Consider the following 18,111-nt stretch of genomic DNA (forward strand, 5'->3'; position numbering starts at 1 on the left):
GATTAATCTTCGTAAACTTCTGTAATCTGACCAGAACCTACTGTACGACCACCTTCACGGATAGCGAAACGGAGACCTGGGTTCAAAGCTACAGCGTAGATAAGTTCAACCTTGATTTCAACATTGTCACCAGGCATAACCATTTCTACACCTTCTGGCAATGTGATTTCACCTGTACAGTCCATTGTACGGAGGTAGAACTGTGGACGATACTTATTACCGAATGGAGTGTGACGACCACCTTCTTCCTTCTTCAAGATATAAACAGTTGCCTTGAACTTCTTGAATGGCTTAATCTGACCTGGGTGGCAAAGTACCATACCACGCTTAATTTCATCCTTATCGATACCACGGAGGAGAAGACCTACGTTATCACCAGCTTGACCTTCATCAAGAATCTTACGGAACATTTCTACACCTGTTACAGTAGATCTCTTGTCTTCACCGAGACCGAGCAATTCTACTTCGTCACCAACGTGGATAACACCAGTTTCAATACGACCTGTAGCAACAGTACCACGACCTGTGATTGAGAATACGTCTTCGATAGGCATCAAGAATGGCTTATCTGTAGCACGTGGAGGTTCTTGAATCCATGTATCAACAGTGTCCATAAGTTCCATAATCTTATCAGTCCACTTTTCAACACCGTTCAAACCACCAAGAGCAGAACCGCGAATGATAGGAGTATCTTCTTCGTATTCGTATTGAGTAAGGATTTCAACGAGCTCCATTTCAACGAGTTCGAGCATTTCCTCATCGTCAACCATATCACACTTGTTCAAGAAAACAACCAAACGAGGTACGTTTACCTGACGAGCGAGAAGTACGTGCTCACGGGTCTGAGGCATAGGACCATCAGTAGCAGCACAAACGAGGATTGCACCGTCCATCTGAGCAGCACCAGTAACCATGTTCTTTACGTAGTCAGCGTGACCTGGACAGTCAACGTGAGCGTAGTGACGCTTAGCTGTTTCGTATTCAATGTGTGAAGAGTTGATAGTAATACCACGCTCTTTTTCTTCTGGAGCGTTATCAATCTGATCAAAAGACTTAGCATCTTCACCGCCGAAACCCTTATCGTGAAGAGTCTTAGAAATGGCAGCTGTCAAAGTAGTCTTACCGTGGTCTACGTGACCAATTGTACCAATATTTACGTGCGGTTTGGTACGCTGAAATGTCTCTTTAGCCATAGCTTATTTTTTATTTTATAAATGAATAATCTTTATTGTTAATCTGTACTAAGTTTTAGAACAGAATGAGTAGAGCTGTAACTGAGAGTTGAACTCAGGACCTCTTCCTTACCAAGGAAGTGCTCTACCACTGAGCTATTACAGCAAAACTTAGAGCGGAAAACGGGGCTCAAACCCGCGACCCCCAGCTTGGAAGGCTAGTGCTCTATCAACTGAGCTATTTCCGCAATAACGTCTAAACATTCTCTTAAATTTAAGTCGATTGCTATAGACAATAAGTTTTTCAACTGAAGTGGGTAGTGATGGATTCGAACCACCGAAGCTAGAAGCAGCAGATTTACAGTCTGCCCCATTTGGCCACTCTGGAAACTACCCTTAAAGTGCGAACACTTTATTTACCTTTGAGCCTCTTGTCGGATTCGAACCAACGACCCCGAGATTACAAATCACGTGCTCTGGCCAACTGAGCTAAAGAGGCGATTGCAGCCGTTTGGCTACTCGTTTTCGCACTTGTCGTAAAACGGCTGCAAAGATACTGCTTTATTTTTTATTCTCCAAGAAAAATGGAGATTTTTTCATTATTTTCTTTGTTTTTCCTTTGCTTTGGTGAGTTGAACCTTCATAGCATCTACACACATATCTACTCCTTCTTCGAATGTATCGCAAGTTTTCTCTACAAAGAAAGAATGACCTGGTGCTGAAATAGAAATACTTGTAGTCTTATTCATTGCCGTTGCAGGTTTCTCCACCTTTAATTGCACCTCTACTTTCTGAATGTCTTCGTAAGACTTTTCTAATTTCTCTACCTTTTTATTGATAAAGGCTTCTAATTTCTCGGTAGTGTCGAAATGTATCGACTTAATCATAATTTCCATATTACCTCCGTTTTTAAAGGTTAAGCCCGTGGGTGGGCGTCTTTATATACTTTCTTTAATTGCTCAAAGGTGGTGTGAGTATATACTTCTGTTGTAGAAATACTCTCGTGCCCGAGCAACTCTTTAACACTTCCCAATCCTGCTTCCGCATTGAGCATCGCAGTAGCAAAGGTATGTCGCAACACGTGGGGAGACTTTTTCTTCAAAGTAGAAACTCTTGCAAGATTTTCTTTTACAAGTTTTCTCACATAAGCATTGCTTACTCGTTTCCCTTTTTTATTTAAGAAAAGTCCTTTTTCCATTCGGTCCACTTCCTCGTCACGTTTTTGCTTATACAACTCCAACGTTTCAGCAAGTTCCGCCCCGAAAGGTATTATACGCTGCTTGTCTCTTTTTCCTGTAACTTTCAACTCATTGGTAAAAGCATTTATATCTTTATCCTCTAAGCTTACAAGTTCGGACAATCGTATTCCCGTTGAATAGAATGTTATTATTATGGTACGTGCGAGTACATTATTATAATCGTCCGTCCACATATCAGGATCAATCAGCTTATCCATTTCAGCCTCTTTCAAGAACTGTGGTAATGTTTTTTGCCGTTTTGGTCCTTTTACATTATATATAGGATTACGCTCTATGAGCTTCCGCTTCAATGCGTAACGATAGAACGAGCGTAGTGCGCTTAACCTTCTGTTTACCGAAGTGGCACTATTGCCTTTATCCATCATATATTCTACCCAATCGCGCACAACGTCAGCATCAATGGTTTCCCAAGACAATTGGACATCTTTTTTTTTGAAAAACAACAGAAAAAGTTCTAAGTCTTCTCTGTAGCTCACTATTGTTTGGTCGGAATAGTTTCGTTCCAAACGCAAGTATTTCAAAAATTGTTCAATACCCAACACGCTGCTTATATTGCTTTATTGGCAACGAATTTACGAAAAATTATTTGAACTACCAAATTTTTACGTAGGATTTTACTCCTCTGCGTCACGAAGACGCTGTACGTAAACGGCACGTTCCATCTTCAAGCGCTTTTTAACAGAAGGTTTGTCGAATTGCTGACGTGAGCGAAGTTCTTTTACTACGCCTGTCTTTTCAAACTTTCTCTTAAACTTCTTGAGGGCTCTTTCGATGTTTTCGCCGTCCTTTACTGGTACAATAATCATACTTTTTGTTTTAATTATTTAATTGTTAAACGTTTACTAAGTGATACGATATCACTTTAGCGCCTGCAAAATTACAGTTTATTTTCCTAACTACCAAATAATTGGACTGTTTTATTGTTTTCAGCAGCTCTATTTGAGTCCGAAACGGTTATTGTAGTACAATACCTTGTTATAGTCGTTTTAGACTGATGTTTTCTTCGTCTTTGCTCGTCTTACCACTTTATGTCTTTTTCATCAAGCATATCTATCAAGGCTGGTTCTATAAATTAGCTTTGTTAGATTTTGAGCTTATTTTTGAGGTCAAAATGCAAGAGAGTGAAGGAGTGTAGCGAGCTACACGACTGGACGAACTTACATTTTGACCTCAAAAATAAGCTCAAAATCTAACAAGTCTAATTTATAGAACCAGCCATATAACAAAAAGTTTTTTTACATCTTTATGGTAGTTTTTTGGTATATTGATTTTAAAATATTATCTTTGTGGTATGTAAAAACAAACTATTAAAATTTCAAACAATATGGAAAATAACAATCAGCAAGGACCACAGATACAAATCGACTTGAGTCCAGAAGTAGCAAAAGGTGTTTATACAAACTTTCAGATAATCTCACACTCTAACACAGAGTTTGTGCTCGACTTTATCACAATGTTGCCAGGTTTGCAAAAAGCACAAGTAGCAAGCCGTGTCATTATGGCTCCTGAACACGCAAAACGTCTCTTAGCCGCATTGCAAGAGAATGTAGTACGTTACGAACAAGAGTTTGGCAAAATCACTATTCCAAACCAAGAGCCTCGTACAGCTACCCCATTTGGTCCTGTGAGGAACGATGCTTAACCCTTTGAGGTCAACATTATACTAAAGAGAGAATGAAGTTTTTGTACTCATTCTCTCTTTTTAACCCAAATCTGTCGTTAGCCCAGTCAGACCAGTCAGACCAGTCGGACGTGTCAGACAAGTCCGACTGGTCCGACAAGTCCGACTGGTCCGACTGGGCTAACGACAGATTTGGGTTTAATTCTCCCAATGGGTTTTGCTGTTATGTTGATTTAACATTTTAATTCCCCAAATAGGATTGTTTGATATTTCCTGTTATATATTCTAAATCTCCTTTGTTGATGTTGTGGAAAGCCAAAGTTCAACTTTGACAATGCCAAACATATATGTTTTACCACCTAAACATTGATGTTTGGCAAAGCTAAAGTTCAACTTTTACCTTCTGAAATACCACTTAATAGCACTTTTCTTGTTCACATTCTTCTTTTATTCATTCTATATTTCCGTAATCTAAGCAGTATATTCTTGCACACTTTTTCTTGTTTACTCATTACTCATTATCAATCAATAGTTTACAATTGCACACGTATTTATGCCACTTTTGTGTATCAGGCTTCTTTTCATCGCATATACGAGAATTATGACCAATGTATTTAACACTTACCCGAAGTTAAGACGAAAAACAGAAAAAGATAAGTGGCAAATTCGCTATCCACCGAATAAAGTAATAATGGGTATAGTAGCTAAAAAATAAAAATAATTCTGCTAACGGGTATAAGTATTCGGTGTGGACTAAAAGTGAGGAGAATTATTTCCCCTTATATTAAGCTACTCTTTATACACATCTCTGTTTAACAACAACATTGCTAAAAGAAAGCTCCTTTTGAAGCAAGAATTTAATGTGCGCAAGGGGCGTATAGGGGCTCGATTTATTCGCAAGCTCATCAGTACGCTCTCGAGTTCCGTCCATCACTTGATAAATCGCGCCCCTACGTTACCCTCACAAGCATTTGGGTATAATTCCCTTTAACTGCTCTAACTTTTTAATAGAAGGAACGAATTTTAAGTTAAACAGAAATGTGTATAAGGAGTAGTTATATATAAAAGGAGAGAAGAAAAGATTTTACAGTATAGTTAATAATGTTTAAAACTTTATTATTAAGCTTTCTAAGCACTGCTTTCCTAATAAAAAATGAGTAATTTTGCAGACCGATTATTTCGAGGGTGTTCTTAGAGCCCTCACAGTGCGCTGTGTTAATAGTGTGGTTTTTGGCCGAACTGCATCGTTAGAGAAAGCACAAGCACAATGAATAAAAACGTTTTTTAGTAGTAAAATTTAATTTTAAGAATGAACACTTTAAGTTACAAGACTATTTCCCTTAATAGGGAAACAGCCAAGAAAGAGTGGGTAGTAGTTGATGCTACCGACCAAGTAGTTGGTCGCCTCTGCTCTAAAGTTGCTAAGTTGCTTCGTGGTAAGTACAAGCCAACATTTACTCCACATGTTGATTGTGGTGACAACGTAATCATTATTAATGCTGACAAGGTGGTTTTCACAGGTAAGAAAGAAACTGACAAGGTTTACACCCGTTATACTGGCTATCCAGGCGGTCAGCGCTTCAATACTCCTGCACAGCTTCGTACAAAGAAGAACGGTGTAGACAAGATGGTGCGCCACGCTGTTAAGGGTATGTTGCCAAAGGGTCCTCTCGGCCGTCACATCTTGGATAACCTCTATGTTATCGAAGGTGCAGACCTTAAGGGACTTGAAGCACAGAAGCCAAAGGCTATTGATATTAACCAGTATAAATAAGTAAGGTGAAAGATGGAAGTAATTAATACAATTGGACGCCGTAAGAGCGCAGTAGCTCGTATCTACCTTTCAGAAGGTACAGGCAAGATTACAATCAACAAGAAAGACATTACTGAATTTTTCCCATCAGCAATTTTGCAGTATGTGGTTAAACAGCCATTGCAGTTGCTCGGTGTAGAAGGTCAGTACGATATTAAGGTAAACCTCAATGGCGGTGGTTTTACAGGTCAGAGCCAGGCTCTCCGCCTTGCTATTGCTCGTGCACTCGTTGAGATTAACCCTGAAGACAAGAAGAATTTGAAGGATCACGGATTCCTTACACGCGACAGCCGTGCTGTTGAACGTAAGAAGCCAGGTCAGCCAAAGGCACGTGCTCACTTCCAGTTCAGCAAGCGTTAATTTTTATATTGCGCTTGAGTTTAGTATCTAAATCGGTGAGATTCCAAATCGGGGACTACCCACTGATTGATTCTAACTGAGCCTGACGGAGCTTCATCCGTCGAAGAAAGAATTAAAAAGAAAGTAAACAAACAAAAAACAAAAAAGATGTCAAGAACAAGTTTTGACCAATTATTGCAGGCAGGTTGCCACTTTGGCCACCTCCATCGTAAGTGGAATCCAGCTATGAAGCCATATATCTATATGGAACGTAATGGTATTCACATCATCGACCTTCACAAGACAGTAGCTAAGATTGACGAAGCTGCTGAAGTACTCAAGGGTATCGCTAAGAGCGGTAAAAAGATTTTGTTCGTCGCTACTAAAAAACAATCTAAGGACGTTGTTGCTGAAAAGGCTGCATCGGTTAATATGCCATACGTTAACGAGCGTTGGGCTGGTGGTATGCTTACCAACTTCCCTACAATCCGTAAGGCTGTTAAGAAAATGACGAACATCGACAAGTTGATGAACGATGGTACATTCTCTAACCTCTCTAAGCGCGAAATTCTTCAGATTTCTCGCCAACGTGCTAAGCTCGAAAAGAACCTCGGTTCTATTGCTGACCTTACACGTTTGCCATCTGCACTCTTCGTTATCGACGTAATGAAGGAGCACATCGCTGTTAAGGAAGCTAATCGTTTGGGTATCCCTGTATTCGGTATCGTAGATACAAACTCTGACCCAAAGAACATCGATTACGTTATCCCTGCAAACGACGATGCTAAAGACTCTGTAGAGGCAATCCTTGCTGCTTGCTGTGGTGCTATTGCTGAAGGTCTTGAAGAGCGTAAGGCTGAAAAGGCTGACGAAAAGGCTGCTGCTGAACAAGCTGAAGAAGCTGCTGAAGCAAAACCAAAGCGCGCTGCTCGTAAGGAAGCCAAAGAAGAGGAAGCACCAGCTGCTGAATAATTAAGAAAGTAAGAATATATTATTTGGGCATTGGTGAACGCTCTTGGTTGGAATAATAACGTAACCAATAACGCTCATCAATGCCCTCATTATTAAAAATAAATCGAAAGGAATAAGAAAATGGCTGTATCTATTGAAGATATAAAGAAGCTCCGTGCTATGACCGGCGCAGGTCTTGCAGACGTAAAGAACGCTCTTAACGAAGCTGAAGGCGATTTCGATAAGGCAAAAGAATTGCTCCGTGAGCGTGGTTTGGCTATCGCTGCTAAGCGTTCAGACCGCGAAACATCAAATGGTTGTGTGCTCGTAAAGGCTGCTGAAGGCTTTGCTGCTATGGTAGCTGTAAAGTGTGAAACTGACTTCGTTGCTAATGGTCAGGACTTCATCGCTATGACACAAGAAATCCTTGATGCTGCTGTTGCTGCTAAGGCTAAGACTGTAGAAGAAGTTAAGGCTTTGAAGTTGGCAAGTGGTGACGATGCTGAAAACACTGTTAAGCAGCGTTCAGGTATCACAGGTGAGAAAATGGAAATCGATGGTTACAACTTCATCGAAGGCGAAAACCTCTCTGTTTACGACCACATGGGCAAGCACACTTTGGCTACTATCGTTCAGCTCAACAAGAACAACGAAGAGGCTGCACACAAGGTAGCTATGCAGGTTGCTGCTATGAAGCCTGTTGCTTTGAACGAGGCTGCTGTTCCACAGGAAGTTAAGGACGAAGAGTACAAGGTTGCTGTTCAAAAGACTAAGGAAGAGCAGGTAGAAAAGGCTGTTGTTGCCGCTATCAAGAAGGCAGGTATCAATGCAAACCTCGTTGACAGCGATGAACACATCGAGTCAAACATCAACAAGGGTTGGTTGACACGCGAAGATGCTGACAAGGCTATCGAAATCAAGAAGACTGTAAGTGCTGAAAAGGCTGCTTCTTTGAACGAAACAATGATTGAAAACATTGCCAAGGGTCGTCTTAACAAGTTCTTCAAGGACAACTGTCTCGTTGACCAAGAGTTCCAGTTTGCTGACGGCGAAAAGATTAATGTTGCTGATTGGTTGAAGTCTCAAGACAAAGAGCTTGAGGTTGTAGACTACAAGCGTTTCACACTCGCTGCTGAATAAATTTTTTATTGTCGATAAATTCGATAATATCGAAATATAAAGAAATCACGAGCAATTTGTCTCGTGATTTCTTTTTTTTATTAAATTCTAATCAAAAGTTTGCAATCGCTTTTTGAATATTGTATCTTTGCAAATCTAAGATGGTGCGTTTAACTTGTTGGGGCTTGAATTAATAAGCTTCATTGTTATTGAGGCATATATCTTTTATATATTTTGTGGTAAGATTTACACCTTATATATATAATAGTTAATTCAAAAAAAATCAAAGATGAAGATATTCGCAGTTGGAATGAACTATTCCGCACACAATAAATCGCTACACGGAACGTTACATAAAACAGATGAACCTGTGATTTTTCTGAAAGCTGACTCGGCTTTGTTGAAAGACCATAAGCCGTTTTTTATCCCTGACGATTTGGGACGAATAGAATATGAGACGGAACTTGTGGTAAGAATTTGTAGATTAGGAAAGACGATTTCTGAACGTTTTGCACACAGATATTACGATGCAGTAACGGTGGGAATAGACTTTACGGCACGTGAGTTGCAGCAAAAACTAAGGGAACAAGGCAGGCCTTGGGAACTCTCAAAGAGCTTTGACGGAGCTGCTGTCTTGGGCGAATGGGTGGAGAAAGATAAGTTTTTGGACATTCAGCGTATACATTTCCATCTTGATATAAATGGGAAAACAGTGCAAGAAGGTTGTACGAGCGATATGTTGTATAAGGTAGACGAAATCGTAAGTTATATCAGCAAATACTTTACACTCAAAACAGGCGACATCATTTATACAGGCTGTCCTATGGGTTGTGGACCTGTAGCAATCAACGATCACTTAGAAGGATATGTTGAAGATAGAAAGGTATTAGACTTCAACTGCAAATGATGAATTTATAACATAGACTTACCAAGCGTATGAACCATAAGTTATTAGCACTATTTTTGCTTTTTGTAGGCATAACAGCTTCTGCACAAAAGCAACGTTTCTTCAATCTTACGGTTGAAGACATTAAGATAGACTCTGTATTGCCAGAGTTTCGATATTCTATTCCAATAGGTGAGCATTATGCCGACTCTACATACGAATTGGAAATACGCTACCCTGAGTTTATGGATATGAGCCGTACCGATATTGCTCGATACAACGCTTTGTCGACAGCAAAACTTCCTGCACTACCTGTTATTACGCAACAAGTGGTGGTAGAACGCAAGCGTGGAGCATTAGAATTTTCGCTTGTTCCTATTGTCGAACGTGGTGGAAAGAAACAATTCTTAGTGAGTTTTATGATTGCACTCACTTCTAAGCCCATTAACAATAGTCGTAAAGATCGTGTCGCAGCAACTCGTGCAGCTGCTGATGTGGCAGAACGTTATGCTGCTCATTCAGTATTGGCTCAAGGAAAGTGGGCTAAAATACGTGTGGCTAAGAATGGTATTTACGAAATAACTCCTGCTTTGATTAAACAAGCTGGCTTTAGCGATGTGAATAAAGTAAAGATTTATGGTTATGGAGGACATTTGCAAGGTACGATATTGAGAGCTGAAAAGTTAAAACAGTACGATGATTTGAAAGAAGTAGAGAGTACTGTTGTTAACGGTAAACGATTATTCTATGGCAAAGGACCTGTTTATTGGGAAAATATTGTTACGCCTAAACGAGTAAGAAACCCTTATTCGCAATATGGATATTATTTCCTTACTGAGGGCGAACCTAAGTTGATAGATAATGAAAAGTTCTTGAAAAGTGTTTATCCTTTAGCAGATGATTATCACGAATTGCACGAAATAGACAATTTCGCTTGGTTCCCAGGAGGTAATAAACTATTTGAAGATACGCCAATTGCTTTAGGAAAGTCGCATACTTACACTATTCCTAATGCTTCGAAGTCTACAGCTGGTGTTATGGGAATTGGTGTTTCTACTGGTAAATATAATTCAACTGTTGAAATTAAAGTGAATGGTCGTTCGGTGGGAGTTATGTCTGTTAAACGTACAAGTTCTGAATTTGATTTTGGAGGGTTGACTGAACAGGTGTACCCTTTGAATAATCTTCAGACAACCGACTCAATAACAATACGCACAACGAGCGGTGGTCCTGTTAGATTGGACTATATAGCAATGAATTATAATAAACCTAAGCCTGCACCAGATTTGAACTCAGGAAAATTCTCAGTTCCTGAATACGTGCATAATATCACCAATCAAGACCATCACGCAGACGTTGCTGTGGATATGGTAATTATTATCCCAACAAGTCAAAAACTATTGAAACAAGCACAGAGATTAGCTAAATTTCACGAAGAACACGATGGACTACGTGTGAAGATTGTGCCTGCTGATGAACTTTATAATGAGTTTTCGAGTGGAACCCCAAGTGCTTCGGCGTATAGACATTATCTAAAAATGCTGTATGACAGAGCTACAACAGATGCAGATATGCCTAAGTCGCTCTTATTATTTGGCGATTGCGTGTGGGACAATAGAATGTTGACTGCAGAATGTAAGCAGTTCACCCCTGATGATTATCTGTTAGCATTTGAAAGCGATAACTCTTTCAGCCTTACCAATTGTTATGTAAACGATGGTTGGTTTACTTTGTTAGATGATGGCGAAGGTGCTGACATCCTTAAAAAAGATAAGGAAGATGTAGGTGTTGGACGTTTCCCCGTTGTGTTAGTCGAAGATGCAAAGACTGTAGTTGACAAAACTATTAATTATGCTCTGAACAAGAACGCTGGCAATTGGGAAAATGTAATTATGTTTATGGGCGATGATGGTAATGGAAACCTGCATATGCGCGATGTCGACGAAACTGCAGAAACCATAAGCAAACAATACCCAGCTTACCATATTAAGAAAGTGATGTGGGACGCATATACGCGTGTAAGTTCGTCAACAGGGCATAGATATCCTGAAGTTACAAACATCATTAAGCAACAGCAAGCACAGGGTGCGTTGATTATGGATTATGCTGGGCACGGCTCTGAAATACAAATCTCTCACGAGGCAGTACTCCGTATCACAGACTTTACAAACTTTACGAATGCAAATCTTCCACTTTGGATTACTGCAAGTTGTGATATTATGCCATTTGATGGAACGATAGCAACTATTGGTGAAGAAGCTATGTTGAATAAAAAGGGTGGAGCTGTTGCCTTTTGGGGCACTACCCGTACCGTATATGCGCATTTTAACAAATTTATCAATACAGCTTTCTTGACTCACGTGTTGAGTATGAAGGACGGAAAGCCTACCACGTTAGGCGAAGCACAACGCTTAGCAAAATGCGATATGATAAATGTAGGAAGCGACAGAACCCGAAATAAGTTGCAATACTCTTTGTTAGGCGACCCAGCCTTGAAGTTGAATTTGCCTCAATTGTCTATTCAAATAGACTCTATTAATGGTATGGCTATTAATGGAAGTGAAAAGATAGTTCTTAAAGGTGGAGCTATTGCAAAGGTGAAAGGGCACGTGGTACGTGGTAACGAGAAAGCTTCTGATTTTAACGGCTTAATGACTGCAACCGTACGTGATACGGAAGAATTGATAACTTGTAAGCAGCAAGAAAGTACTGATGGAGGAGCATTCCTTTATACCGATCGTCAAAAGGTACTATACAACGGCTCTGACAGTGTGCGCAATGGAGAGTTTAAATTTACTTTTGCCGTTCCTCGTGATTTAAACTATGCTGATGGAGCTGGACTTATAAATGTCTATGCGATGAATAACGATCGTTCTTTGATGGCGAATGGCTCGGAAGGACGATTTTATATCAATGGCTCAGAACAGGTAAGCAACGATTCGATAGGACCTTCTATCTATTGCTATCTCAATACTCCATCGTTTGTAAATGGAGGAAATGTTAATCCAACTCCTTATTTTGTTGCGGAAGTAACCGATCAAGATGGTATCAATGCTACAGGAAATGGAGTAGGGCACGACCTCCAATTGACTATTGATGGTGAAATGGCACGCACATACAATCTGAATGATAACTTCACCTTTGAGTTTGGTAGCTATACAAAGGGTAAAACCTATTACAGCATACCCGAACTTCCTGAAGGTCGTCACCAATTGAAGTTCCGTGTATGGGACATTCTTAACAACTCCTCAACAGCAGTCTTAGACTTCAATGTTGTCAAGAGTTCAGCTCCTGATATTGAGAGCATAAGTTGTACAAAGAACCCAGCATCAACCGAAACCGCATTTATTGTAACCCACAACTACATTAATGCTAATGTTGATGTAACGGTAGAAGTATTCGATACCTCAGGCAGAATACTTTGGTCACGTAAGCAAAGCGCAACATCTGTTGGCAACTCGCTTACAATGGACTGGGATTTACGACTTGATAATGGTGCAAAGCTCCAAACGGGTGTGTATCTCTACCGAGTGCGCCTATGTTGTGGCAATGCTGAAAGAGAGTCAAAAGCAAAGAAACTCATTATTATAAACAATAAATAAGCCCACTTGCCCGTTTAAACAAAAGATATTACGCAATTATATATCGTCTATTCAGACAAGATACATAAACAGAAAACAACACATTAAGATGAATAAATCTTTTAAAATATTTGGTGCTTTTGCACTTTCACTTGCAACTCTTACTGCATCAGCGCAGGATAAAAAAGATATTTTCAATCCAGTAAACCACGCTGTAACTTCACAAATGATTGCCCCTGATGCTCGTGCTGGAGGTATGGGTGACGTGGGTGTAGCTACCGATCCTGATGTCAATTCACAGTATTGGAACCCAGCTAAATATCCTTTTACTATCTCTCGTGCAGGTGTATCGCTCAATTATACACCTTGGTTGCGCCAATTGGTCAACGATATGGCATTAGCAAATCTTGTAGGATATTACCGCATTGGAGACTACAGCGCAGTATCAAGTTCATTGCGTTATTTCTCTTTGGGTGAAGTTCAAGCCGAAGGCAACGATGCTTTAACCATCAAGCCTTACGAACTTTCGTTAGATGTAGCTTACTCTTTGATGTTGAGCGAAAACTTCTCACTTGGTGCTGCTGTGCGTTGGATTTATTCTGACCTTACTTATAAATTCGATGAAGAAACGGCTCCAGGGTCAGCTTTTGCAGCCGATATCTCTGCTTATTACCAAAATTACATCAATCTTGGAAGTCGTGAATGTCAGTTAGGCTTAGGTTTGAATGTATCTAACATTGGTTCAAAAATTACTTTTGGTGGCGACAACCGTTCAGAGTTTATCCCTACCAACCTTCGTTTAGGCGCATCATTGATGATACCTGTTGACGAGTTCAACCGCTTTACCATCTCTGCTGATGCTAACAAACTCCTTGTTCCAACCTATCCAAAGCGTAATGCCGATGAGTCTGAAAACGATTATAACGACCGTTTACAAAAAGACTATTACGATATTTCGTCTATCTCAGGTATCTTCAAGAGCTTCGGTGATGCACCAAATGGAGCTAAAGAAGAGTTAGAGGAGATACAGTGGAGCGTTGGTGCTGAATATGTCTACAACGACAAGTTTGCCCTCCGTGCAGGTTATCACAACGAAAGCCAAAACAAGGGTAATCGAAAGTACTTTACAGTGGGTGCTGGCTTTAAAATGAATGTATTCTCGCTCGATGCTGGTTATGTTATAGCAACGGCTAAGAGTAATCCACTCGACCAAACCCTCCGTTTCTCACTATCATTCGATATGGATGGTATCAAAGATTTATTCCATAGACGATAATAACTTTAGCGTATGATAAGAGTAGGTATGGGCTACGATGTCCACAAACTTGTGGAAGGTAGAGCCTTATGGTTGGGAGGCATAAAGATAGACCACCCACACGGACTTCTCGGACACAGTGATGCCGATGTATTAATCCACGCCATTTGCGATGCCATTCTTGGTGCAGCCAATATGCGCGACATAGGCTATCACTTCCCCGACACATCTGACGATACCCTCGATATGGACTCGAAGATAATACTTCGTAAAACCATCGAACTTATTGCTTCACGAGGCTACCATCTTGTAAATATTGACGCAACGATATGTGCTGAGCGACCAAAGATTAATCCTCATATCCCTGCAATGGCAGAATGTATGTCTAAGGTTATCGGTTGCGACCCTGACGCCATAAGCATCAAAGCTACCACTTCCGAGCGGATGGGCTTTGTAGGGCGACAAGAAGGAATGGCAGCTTATGCCGTTTGTCTTATCTCAACCGATAAATAGTTTTTATTCTTTAGTCCAGTAAAGCAAAATAGATAGAAACGACAAACGCTGAAACTCTCAACGAGCTTCAGCGTTTTATTATGTTTAACCTTTTTAACTTGTTTGAGGAGACCTCACGGACTCCTTTGTTAATCCTAAAACAATTTGTTAAACCTTTTACCTTTAATAAATAACTAAAAACCTAAATCTATTACTACTAACCTAAACAATCTATTAACCTTTTGACGATGCAAAGGTAAGACGATTTGATGAATTGTGCAAATACTTTTTGAAATATTTCCAAAGATAATAATCTTTCTTGACTTAAGTCAAATCAATTGATTTTTATCTATTTAGAAGTAAAGGTATTGCATAAGTAGACTTATATTATAAATAAGGAGAAAGGCTGTGAGCGCAGCTAAAACAAGGCGCAATCCTTGCTGATATTTGCCATGGAGCGAGCGCAAAAGGAAGGCAAGCGCAATGGGAATGATGTAAACCCAATGGCAAGTCATAATGTAAACCTCGTTGATGCCAAAGCCTAATCCTATGTGGAGCAACATATCCATAGCCGCAAACGAGGCTACAAGCCAAAACAGCTTGCTGCGACGAGCACACCAAACGCCTGCGATAAAGAAAAGAACAAGGATGCCTTCTACAATATAGTTCAACGCCCAATCGTAAGTTACGATAACAGGGCGACTTGTAAGCACATCTTGTAAGAGGTGTTTTTGGTGCAATTGGAGGGATTCGCCAAAGAGATTTTCTACAATCGTGATAGAACGCGGTGTGGAAATATCGGTCCATTTTAAGAAACGCTTCTCGCTAACAGGTTTTCCCGTATGGGCAAAGGCTGGTTTCTTGTGGAGGGCTGTGCGCACATCTTTACGGTATTTCTGCCATTGCTGTTCAAAGGCTTGGGTTTGTAAGGCGGTATCTTTGATAGAAGTTGTATCACGGAATGTCTGTAGTTTCTGCTTTTTCTCCCAAGCTACATAGCGATTTTGCATTTCGCGCTTCGCTTGGTAACGCTTTACAGAATAGTTTTTATACTGCCATTCGCCAATGTACCACACTGTGGCAGAGGGAATAAGAACGACAAAAAGAAGATTCCAAATGTTGAAAAAACGTTTTCCACGTGTGAAAAAATTGGCTATAAAAACTTTCAAGCCATTGTTGAGCGATATGCCTCCTGTGAGGATAAAGAGCAATATGGCTTGCCACTTCTTCATCTCTACCTTGGTTTTAAGTTGCTTGCCTGCTACATATATAGTAAGGAGAAGGGCAAAGAGAGAGAGAATAAAGTGGTCGGGCGCAACGCTTGCTATCATTACGTGTGCAAACGAATAGAGCATTAACGACAGGAGGGCTGCGTCTTTGAGTGGTAAACCTATCAGCTCTCGGAGTATTCGGAGCATCAACACAAAGCCATATACAGCACTAAAGATAAGCACAATGGCTACGATGAATTGGGCAAAATTTATGCCAAAGAGCTGTATCAACCCATAATTGAGCAAGTAGGCAGGGTAATAAAAGAAGGCTAAGAGCGGATGTCTGTTTACCTCGTATGCAGGGTTCCAATCTGAAACAACAACATAGGTAAGGGGGTCGTAGCCCGATAGGCAGTAAGTCTTGACAAAAAGATTTCTGTAATCTTTAGATAGGGCTGTGAATGGCTTAAAATAATAGGCTATAAGAAGTCCATTAAGAATGACTTGGAGTAGGAAGAATAGACCTACAGAAAGGCGTTCTTCTCGATGAATACGAAGAAAATTGAGGATTGATTTCATAATAAATAGAGGGCTATTTGAGTAACGTTATACACCCAGAGGGCGCAAGTAAGTGCAGAAAGGGTGTAGCGAAGAAGGGTGCGAGGGCGATGGGCTAAACGCAAAAGGAGGTAGCCACAAGCTATAGGGATTATGAATGCCCAGCCCGCAGTCATAATATAGACCTCGTTGATGCCAAAACCTAAAACGATGTGGAGCGTAAGGTCGCACGCAAACCATAAAAGGAGCATTTGGAAAAAACGTTCCTTAGAGGCAACAACAATACCCATAAGAAACAAAAGAAGGATAAGGGCTTCAACTATGTAATTGGCTATCCAACTGTAAGTTACTACAACAGGACGATCCCACGAAACGTCTTTTAGCAAGTATTCTTGGTGCAATTGGATAGACTCGCCAAAGAAATTTTCAACCAACGCTGTGGGTCGAGAGGTCTTAAGGTCGATAAGTTTCTCAAAGGCGTTGCCGTCAGTTTTTACACCTGTATGACTTTTCAGCCATTTCTCTCTATCTTCCGAATATTTTTTGAAGAAGTTGGGTTGTTTCTTTTTCCTATTTTCTACCATGCGTTTTGTATCTGCTTTCTGTGGCACTTCGATGGTGTAATACTGCAATTGCTGTATGCCAACAAGCAATGCTGCAGGTAAAAGAAAGCCTATAAGAAAATATTTTAGGGTAAAAAATCGTCTTCCGTTGGTAAAAAGTCCTGCAAGAAGGGTCTTTGCTGCATTAGAAGCTGCCATTCCTGCGGTGAAAAAGATAAGCCAAAAGGCTTGCCAATGGTTCAAAAGCTCGTTCTTTCGCATCTTTACACCACAGATATAGAGGGTCATCAATAGAAACATTAGTGAGATAACAAAATGGTCGGGGACCATTGTTGGTAAAAGAATATGAGCAAAAGAGAAAAGGAAAAGCGTGATGAGATGCGCATCTCGGCGTTCTAATCCTATCACTTCACGACCTATGCGATACATAAACACAACCGAATAAAAGGCTGAAAAGAGTTGAAACATTGCTGTTATGAATACAGCAGCATTTAAGTCGGCATACTTTATCAGCAAATGATTAAGATGATAGAACGGATAAAGCAACGACAAAAACAAAGGATGGCGCACCGTTTCAAAGTGTACACGCATACCAGATAGGGTTATCCACGACCAATTGTCATAGCCCGACATACGGAAGTTATTGGTAAAGATGGTCCAATATCCACCCTTCGCCCCCATCGTGTAGGTTCCGTAATGGCTATAGATAAGCATTGCATTGAGCGCAACGAATACCAATAAGAGCGTGAAAGCTATCAGTCGCTCTTCTTTCTTTATTCTAAATAACCCCAACATATCTATTCTTTGTATAAGATGTGCAAAGGTAGCAATTTAAAAGTTATCCACCAAATTGCAGCGCATAGACTTAAACCCAAATCGGTCCTTAGCCCGCAAAGGCTTTTTAAAGCGTTTAGCTGTTATGCTTTTCTTCGTCTTTGCACCTTATTTTGGCTCTTTTCGTTTGTTTTTTCAGTTGTTTAGCTCGCTAAACGTCTTCAAAAACAACCAAAAATAGCTCAAAATAAGCTCGCAAATCTCGAAGAAGTCTATGTAGTTTCCTGATTTTGGTTGACTACTTGCTTGTCTTAAGTCTTGATAAAGTTGACTCAGTTAAACATTAAAACTGATTATAGTTGACTATTGATCCTTATCACTGATATTTGTTGACAGAGTCATTCTTATAACTGCCCAGGGTTGACTGGAGGGCGTAGCCCGGAAGTCAACCCTGGGCATGGCTGCAAAGGTAAACCATTCTCAGGGATTATACAAAAACTTTGATTCTCTTTTATAT

16 protein-coding genes and 4 tRNA genes are annotated in these 18,111 nt (G+C 40.3%); 9 read left to right on the forward strand and 11 right to left on the reverse strand.

Translation table 11 applies throughout. The features are described from left to right. Positions 1-2 precede the first annotated feature (2 nt). The 8 genes from tuf to rpsU form a co-directional block, all read right to left on the reverse strand. A complete protein-coding gene (gene tuf / locus CZ367_RS06660; RefSeq protein ID WP_077196153.1) occupies positions 3-1,193 on the reverse strand; it encodes an elongation factor Tu in 1,191 nt (396 codons plus the stop codon). A gap of 73 nt (positions 1,194-1,266) precedes the next feature. Then, a tRNA-Thr gene (locus CZ367_RS06665) sits at positions 1,267-1,338 on the reverse strand. Between the two features lie 9 nt (positions 1,339-1,347). Further along, positions 1,348-1,420: transfer RNA gene (locus tag CZ367_RS06670), tRNA-Gly, on the reverse strand. 66 nt (positions 1,421-1,486) lie between these two features. Further along, positions 1,487-1,568 (reverse strand) — tRNA-Tyr (locus tag CZ367_RS06675). A 29-nt stretch (positions 1,569-1,597) separates the two neighbouring features. Then, positions 1,598-1,671 (reverse strand) — tRNA-Thr (locus tag CZ367_RS06680). Positions 1,672-1,771: 100 nt separating this feature from the next. After that, positions 1,772-2,068: a ribosome hibernation-promoting factor, HPF/YfiA family gene (hpf, locus tag CZ367_RS06685; RefSeq protein WP_077196154.1), complete on the reverse strand. Its 297-nt coding sequence runs from the start codon at positions 2,066-2,068 to the stop codon at positions 1,772-1,774. Positions 2,069-2,088: 20 nt separating this feature from the next. Further along, entirely contained in the window at positions 2,089-2,973 is an 885-nt protein-coding gene (locus CZ367_RS06690; protein WP_077196155.1) for a tyrosine recombinase XerC, read from the reverse strand. A 72-nt stretch (positions 2,974-3,045) separates the two neighbouring features. After that, positions 3,046-3,237, reverse strand: coding sequence for a 30S ribosomal protein S21 (rpsU, locus tag CZ367_RS06695; protein ID WP_004335867.1), 192 nt, complete (start codon positions 3,235-3,237; stop codon positions 3,046-3,048). Between the two features lie 518 nt (positions 3,238-3,755). On the opposite strand from rpsU, the gene CZ367_RS06700 reads away from it, so the two are divergent. Continuing rightward, complete coding sequence (locus CZ367_RS06700) at positions 3,756-4,073, forward strand: DUF3467 domain-containing protein (protein ID WP_077196156.1); 318 nt, start codon at positions 3,756-3,758, stop codon at positions 4,071-4,073. Positions 4,074-4,089: 16 nt separating this feature from the next. Here the strand turns inward: CZ367_RS06700 and CZ367_RS15380 are convergent, their stop codons facing one another. Beyond that, entirely contained in the window at positions 4,090-4,263 is a 174-nt protein-coding gene (locus CZ367_RS15380) for a hypothetical protein (RefSeq protein WP_154669298.1), read from the reverse strand. Positions 4,264-5,361: 1,098 nt separating this feature from the next. Between CZ367_RS15380 and rplM the strand changes: the two genes are divergently transcribed. From rplM to ispF, 8 genes are all read left to right on the forward strand, one after another. Next, positions 5,362-5,826, forward strand: a complete 465-nt coding sequence (rplM, locus tag CZ367_RS06705) for a 50S ribosomal protein L13 (protein ID WP_077196157.1) — start codon at positions 5,362-5,364, stop codon at positions 5,824-5,826. Between the two features lie 12 nt (positions 5,827-5,838). After that, positions 5,839-6,225: a 30S ribosomal protein S9 gene (gene rpsI / locus CZ367_RS06710; protein ID WP_077196158.1), complete on the forward strand. Its 387-nt coding sequence runs from the start codon at positions 5,839-5,841 to the stop codon at positions 6,223-6,225. A gap of 147 nt (positions 6,226-6,372) precedes the next feature. Continuing rightward, positions 6,373-7,176, forward strand: a complete 804-nt coding sequence (rpsB, locus tag CZ367_RS06715; RefSeq protein WP_077196159.1) for a 30S ribosomal protein S2 — start codon at positions 6,373-6,375, stop codon at positions 7,174-7,176. 120 nt (positions 7,177-7,296) lie between these two features. After that, the gene (gene tsf / locus CZ367_RS06720; RefSeq protein WP_077196160.1) at positions 7,297-8,295 is read left to right on the forward strand and encodes a translation elongation factor Ts; all 999 of its coding nucleotides are present in this window, start codon (positions 7,297-7,299) and stop codon (positions 8,293-8,295) included. Positions 8,296-8,563: 268 nt separating this feature from the next. Then, the gene (locus CZ367_RS06725; RefSeq protein ID WP_077196161.1) at positions 8,564-9,181 is read left to right on the forward strand and encodes a fumarylacetoacetate hydrolase family protein; all 618 of its coding nucleotides are present in this window, start codon (positions 8,564-8,566) and stop codon (positions 9,179-9,181) included. 29 nt (positions 9,182-9,210) lie between these two features. Next, positions 9,211-12,762 carry a type IX secretion system sortase PorU gene (porU, locus tag CZ367_RS06730; RefSeq protein ID WP_077196162.1) on the forward strand — a complete coding sequence of 1,184 codons (3,552 nt, stop codon included), beginning with the start codon at positions 9,211-9,213 and terminating at the stop codon, positions 12,760-12,762. Positions 12,763-12,850: 88 nt separating this feature from the next. Continuing rightward, positions 12,851-14,017, forward strand: coding sequence for a type IX secretion system outer membrane channel protein PorV (porV, locus tag CZ367_RS06735; protein ID WP_077196163.1), 1,167 nt, complete (start codon positions 12,851-12,853; stop codon positions 14,015-14,017). 12 nt (positions 14,018-14,029) lie between these two features. Continuing rightward, a complete protein-coding gene (gene ispF, locus CZ367_RS06740) occupies positions 14,030-14,509 on the forward strand; it encodes a 2-C-methyl-D-erythritol 2,4-cyclodiphosphate synthase (RefSeq protein WP_077196164.1) in 480 nt (159 codons plus the stop codon). Positions 14,510-14,841: 332 nt separating this feature from the next. Here the strand turns inward: ispF and CZ367_RS06745 are convergent, their stop codons facing one another. Both CZ367_RS06745 and CZ367_RS06750 read right to left on the reverse strand, forming a co-directional pair. Then, entirely contained in the window at positions 14,842-16,278 is a 1,437-nt protein-coding gene (locus CZ367_RS06745) for a DUF6080 domain-containing protein (protein ID WP_077196165.1), read from the reverse strand. After that, entirely contained in the window at positions 16,275-17,621 is a 1,347-nt protein-coding gene (locus CZ367_RS06750) for a DUF6080 domain-containing protein (protein WP_077196166.1), read from the reverse strand. Before CZ367_RS06750 ends, CZ367_RS06745 begins: the two co-directional genes overlap by 4 nt. Positions 17,622-18,111: the final 490 nt, after the last annotated feature.

Origin of the sequence: Prevotella ihumii, from assembly GCF_900155655.1 — a bacterium.
In the GTDB taxonomy this organism is placed as follows: Bacteria; Bacteroidota; Bacteroidia; order Bacteroidales; family Bacteroidaceae; genus Prevotella; species Prevotella ihumii.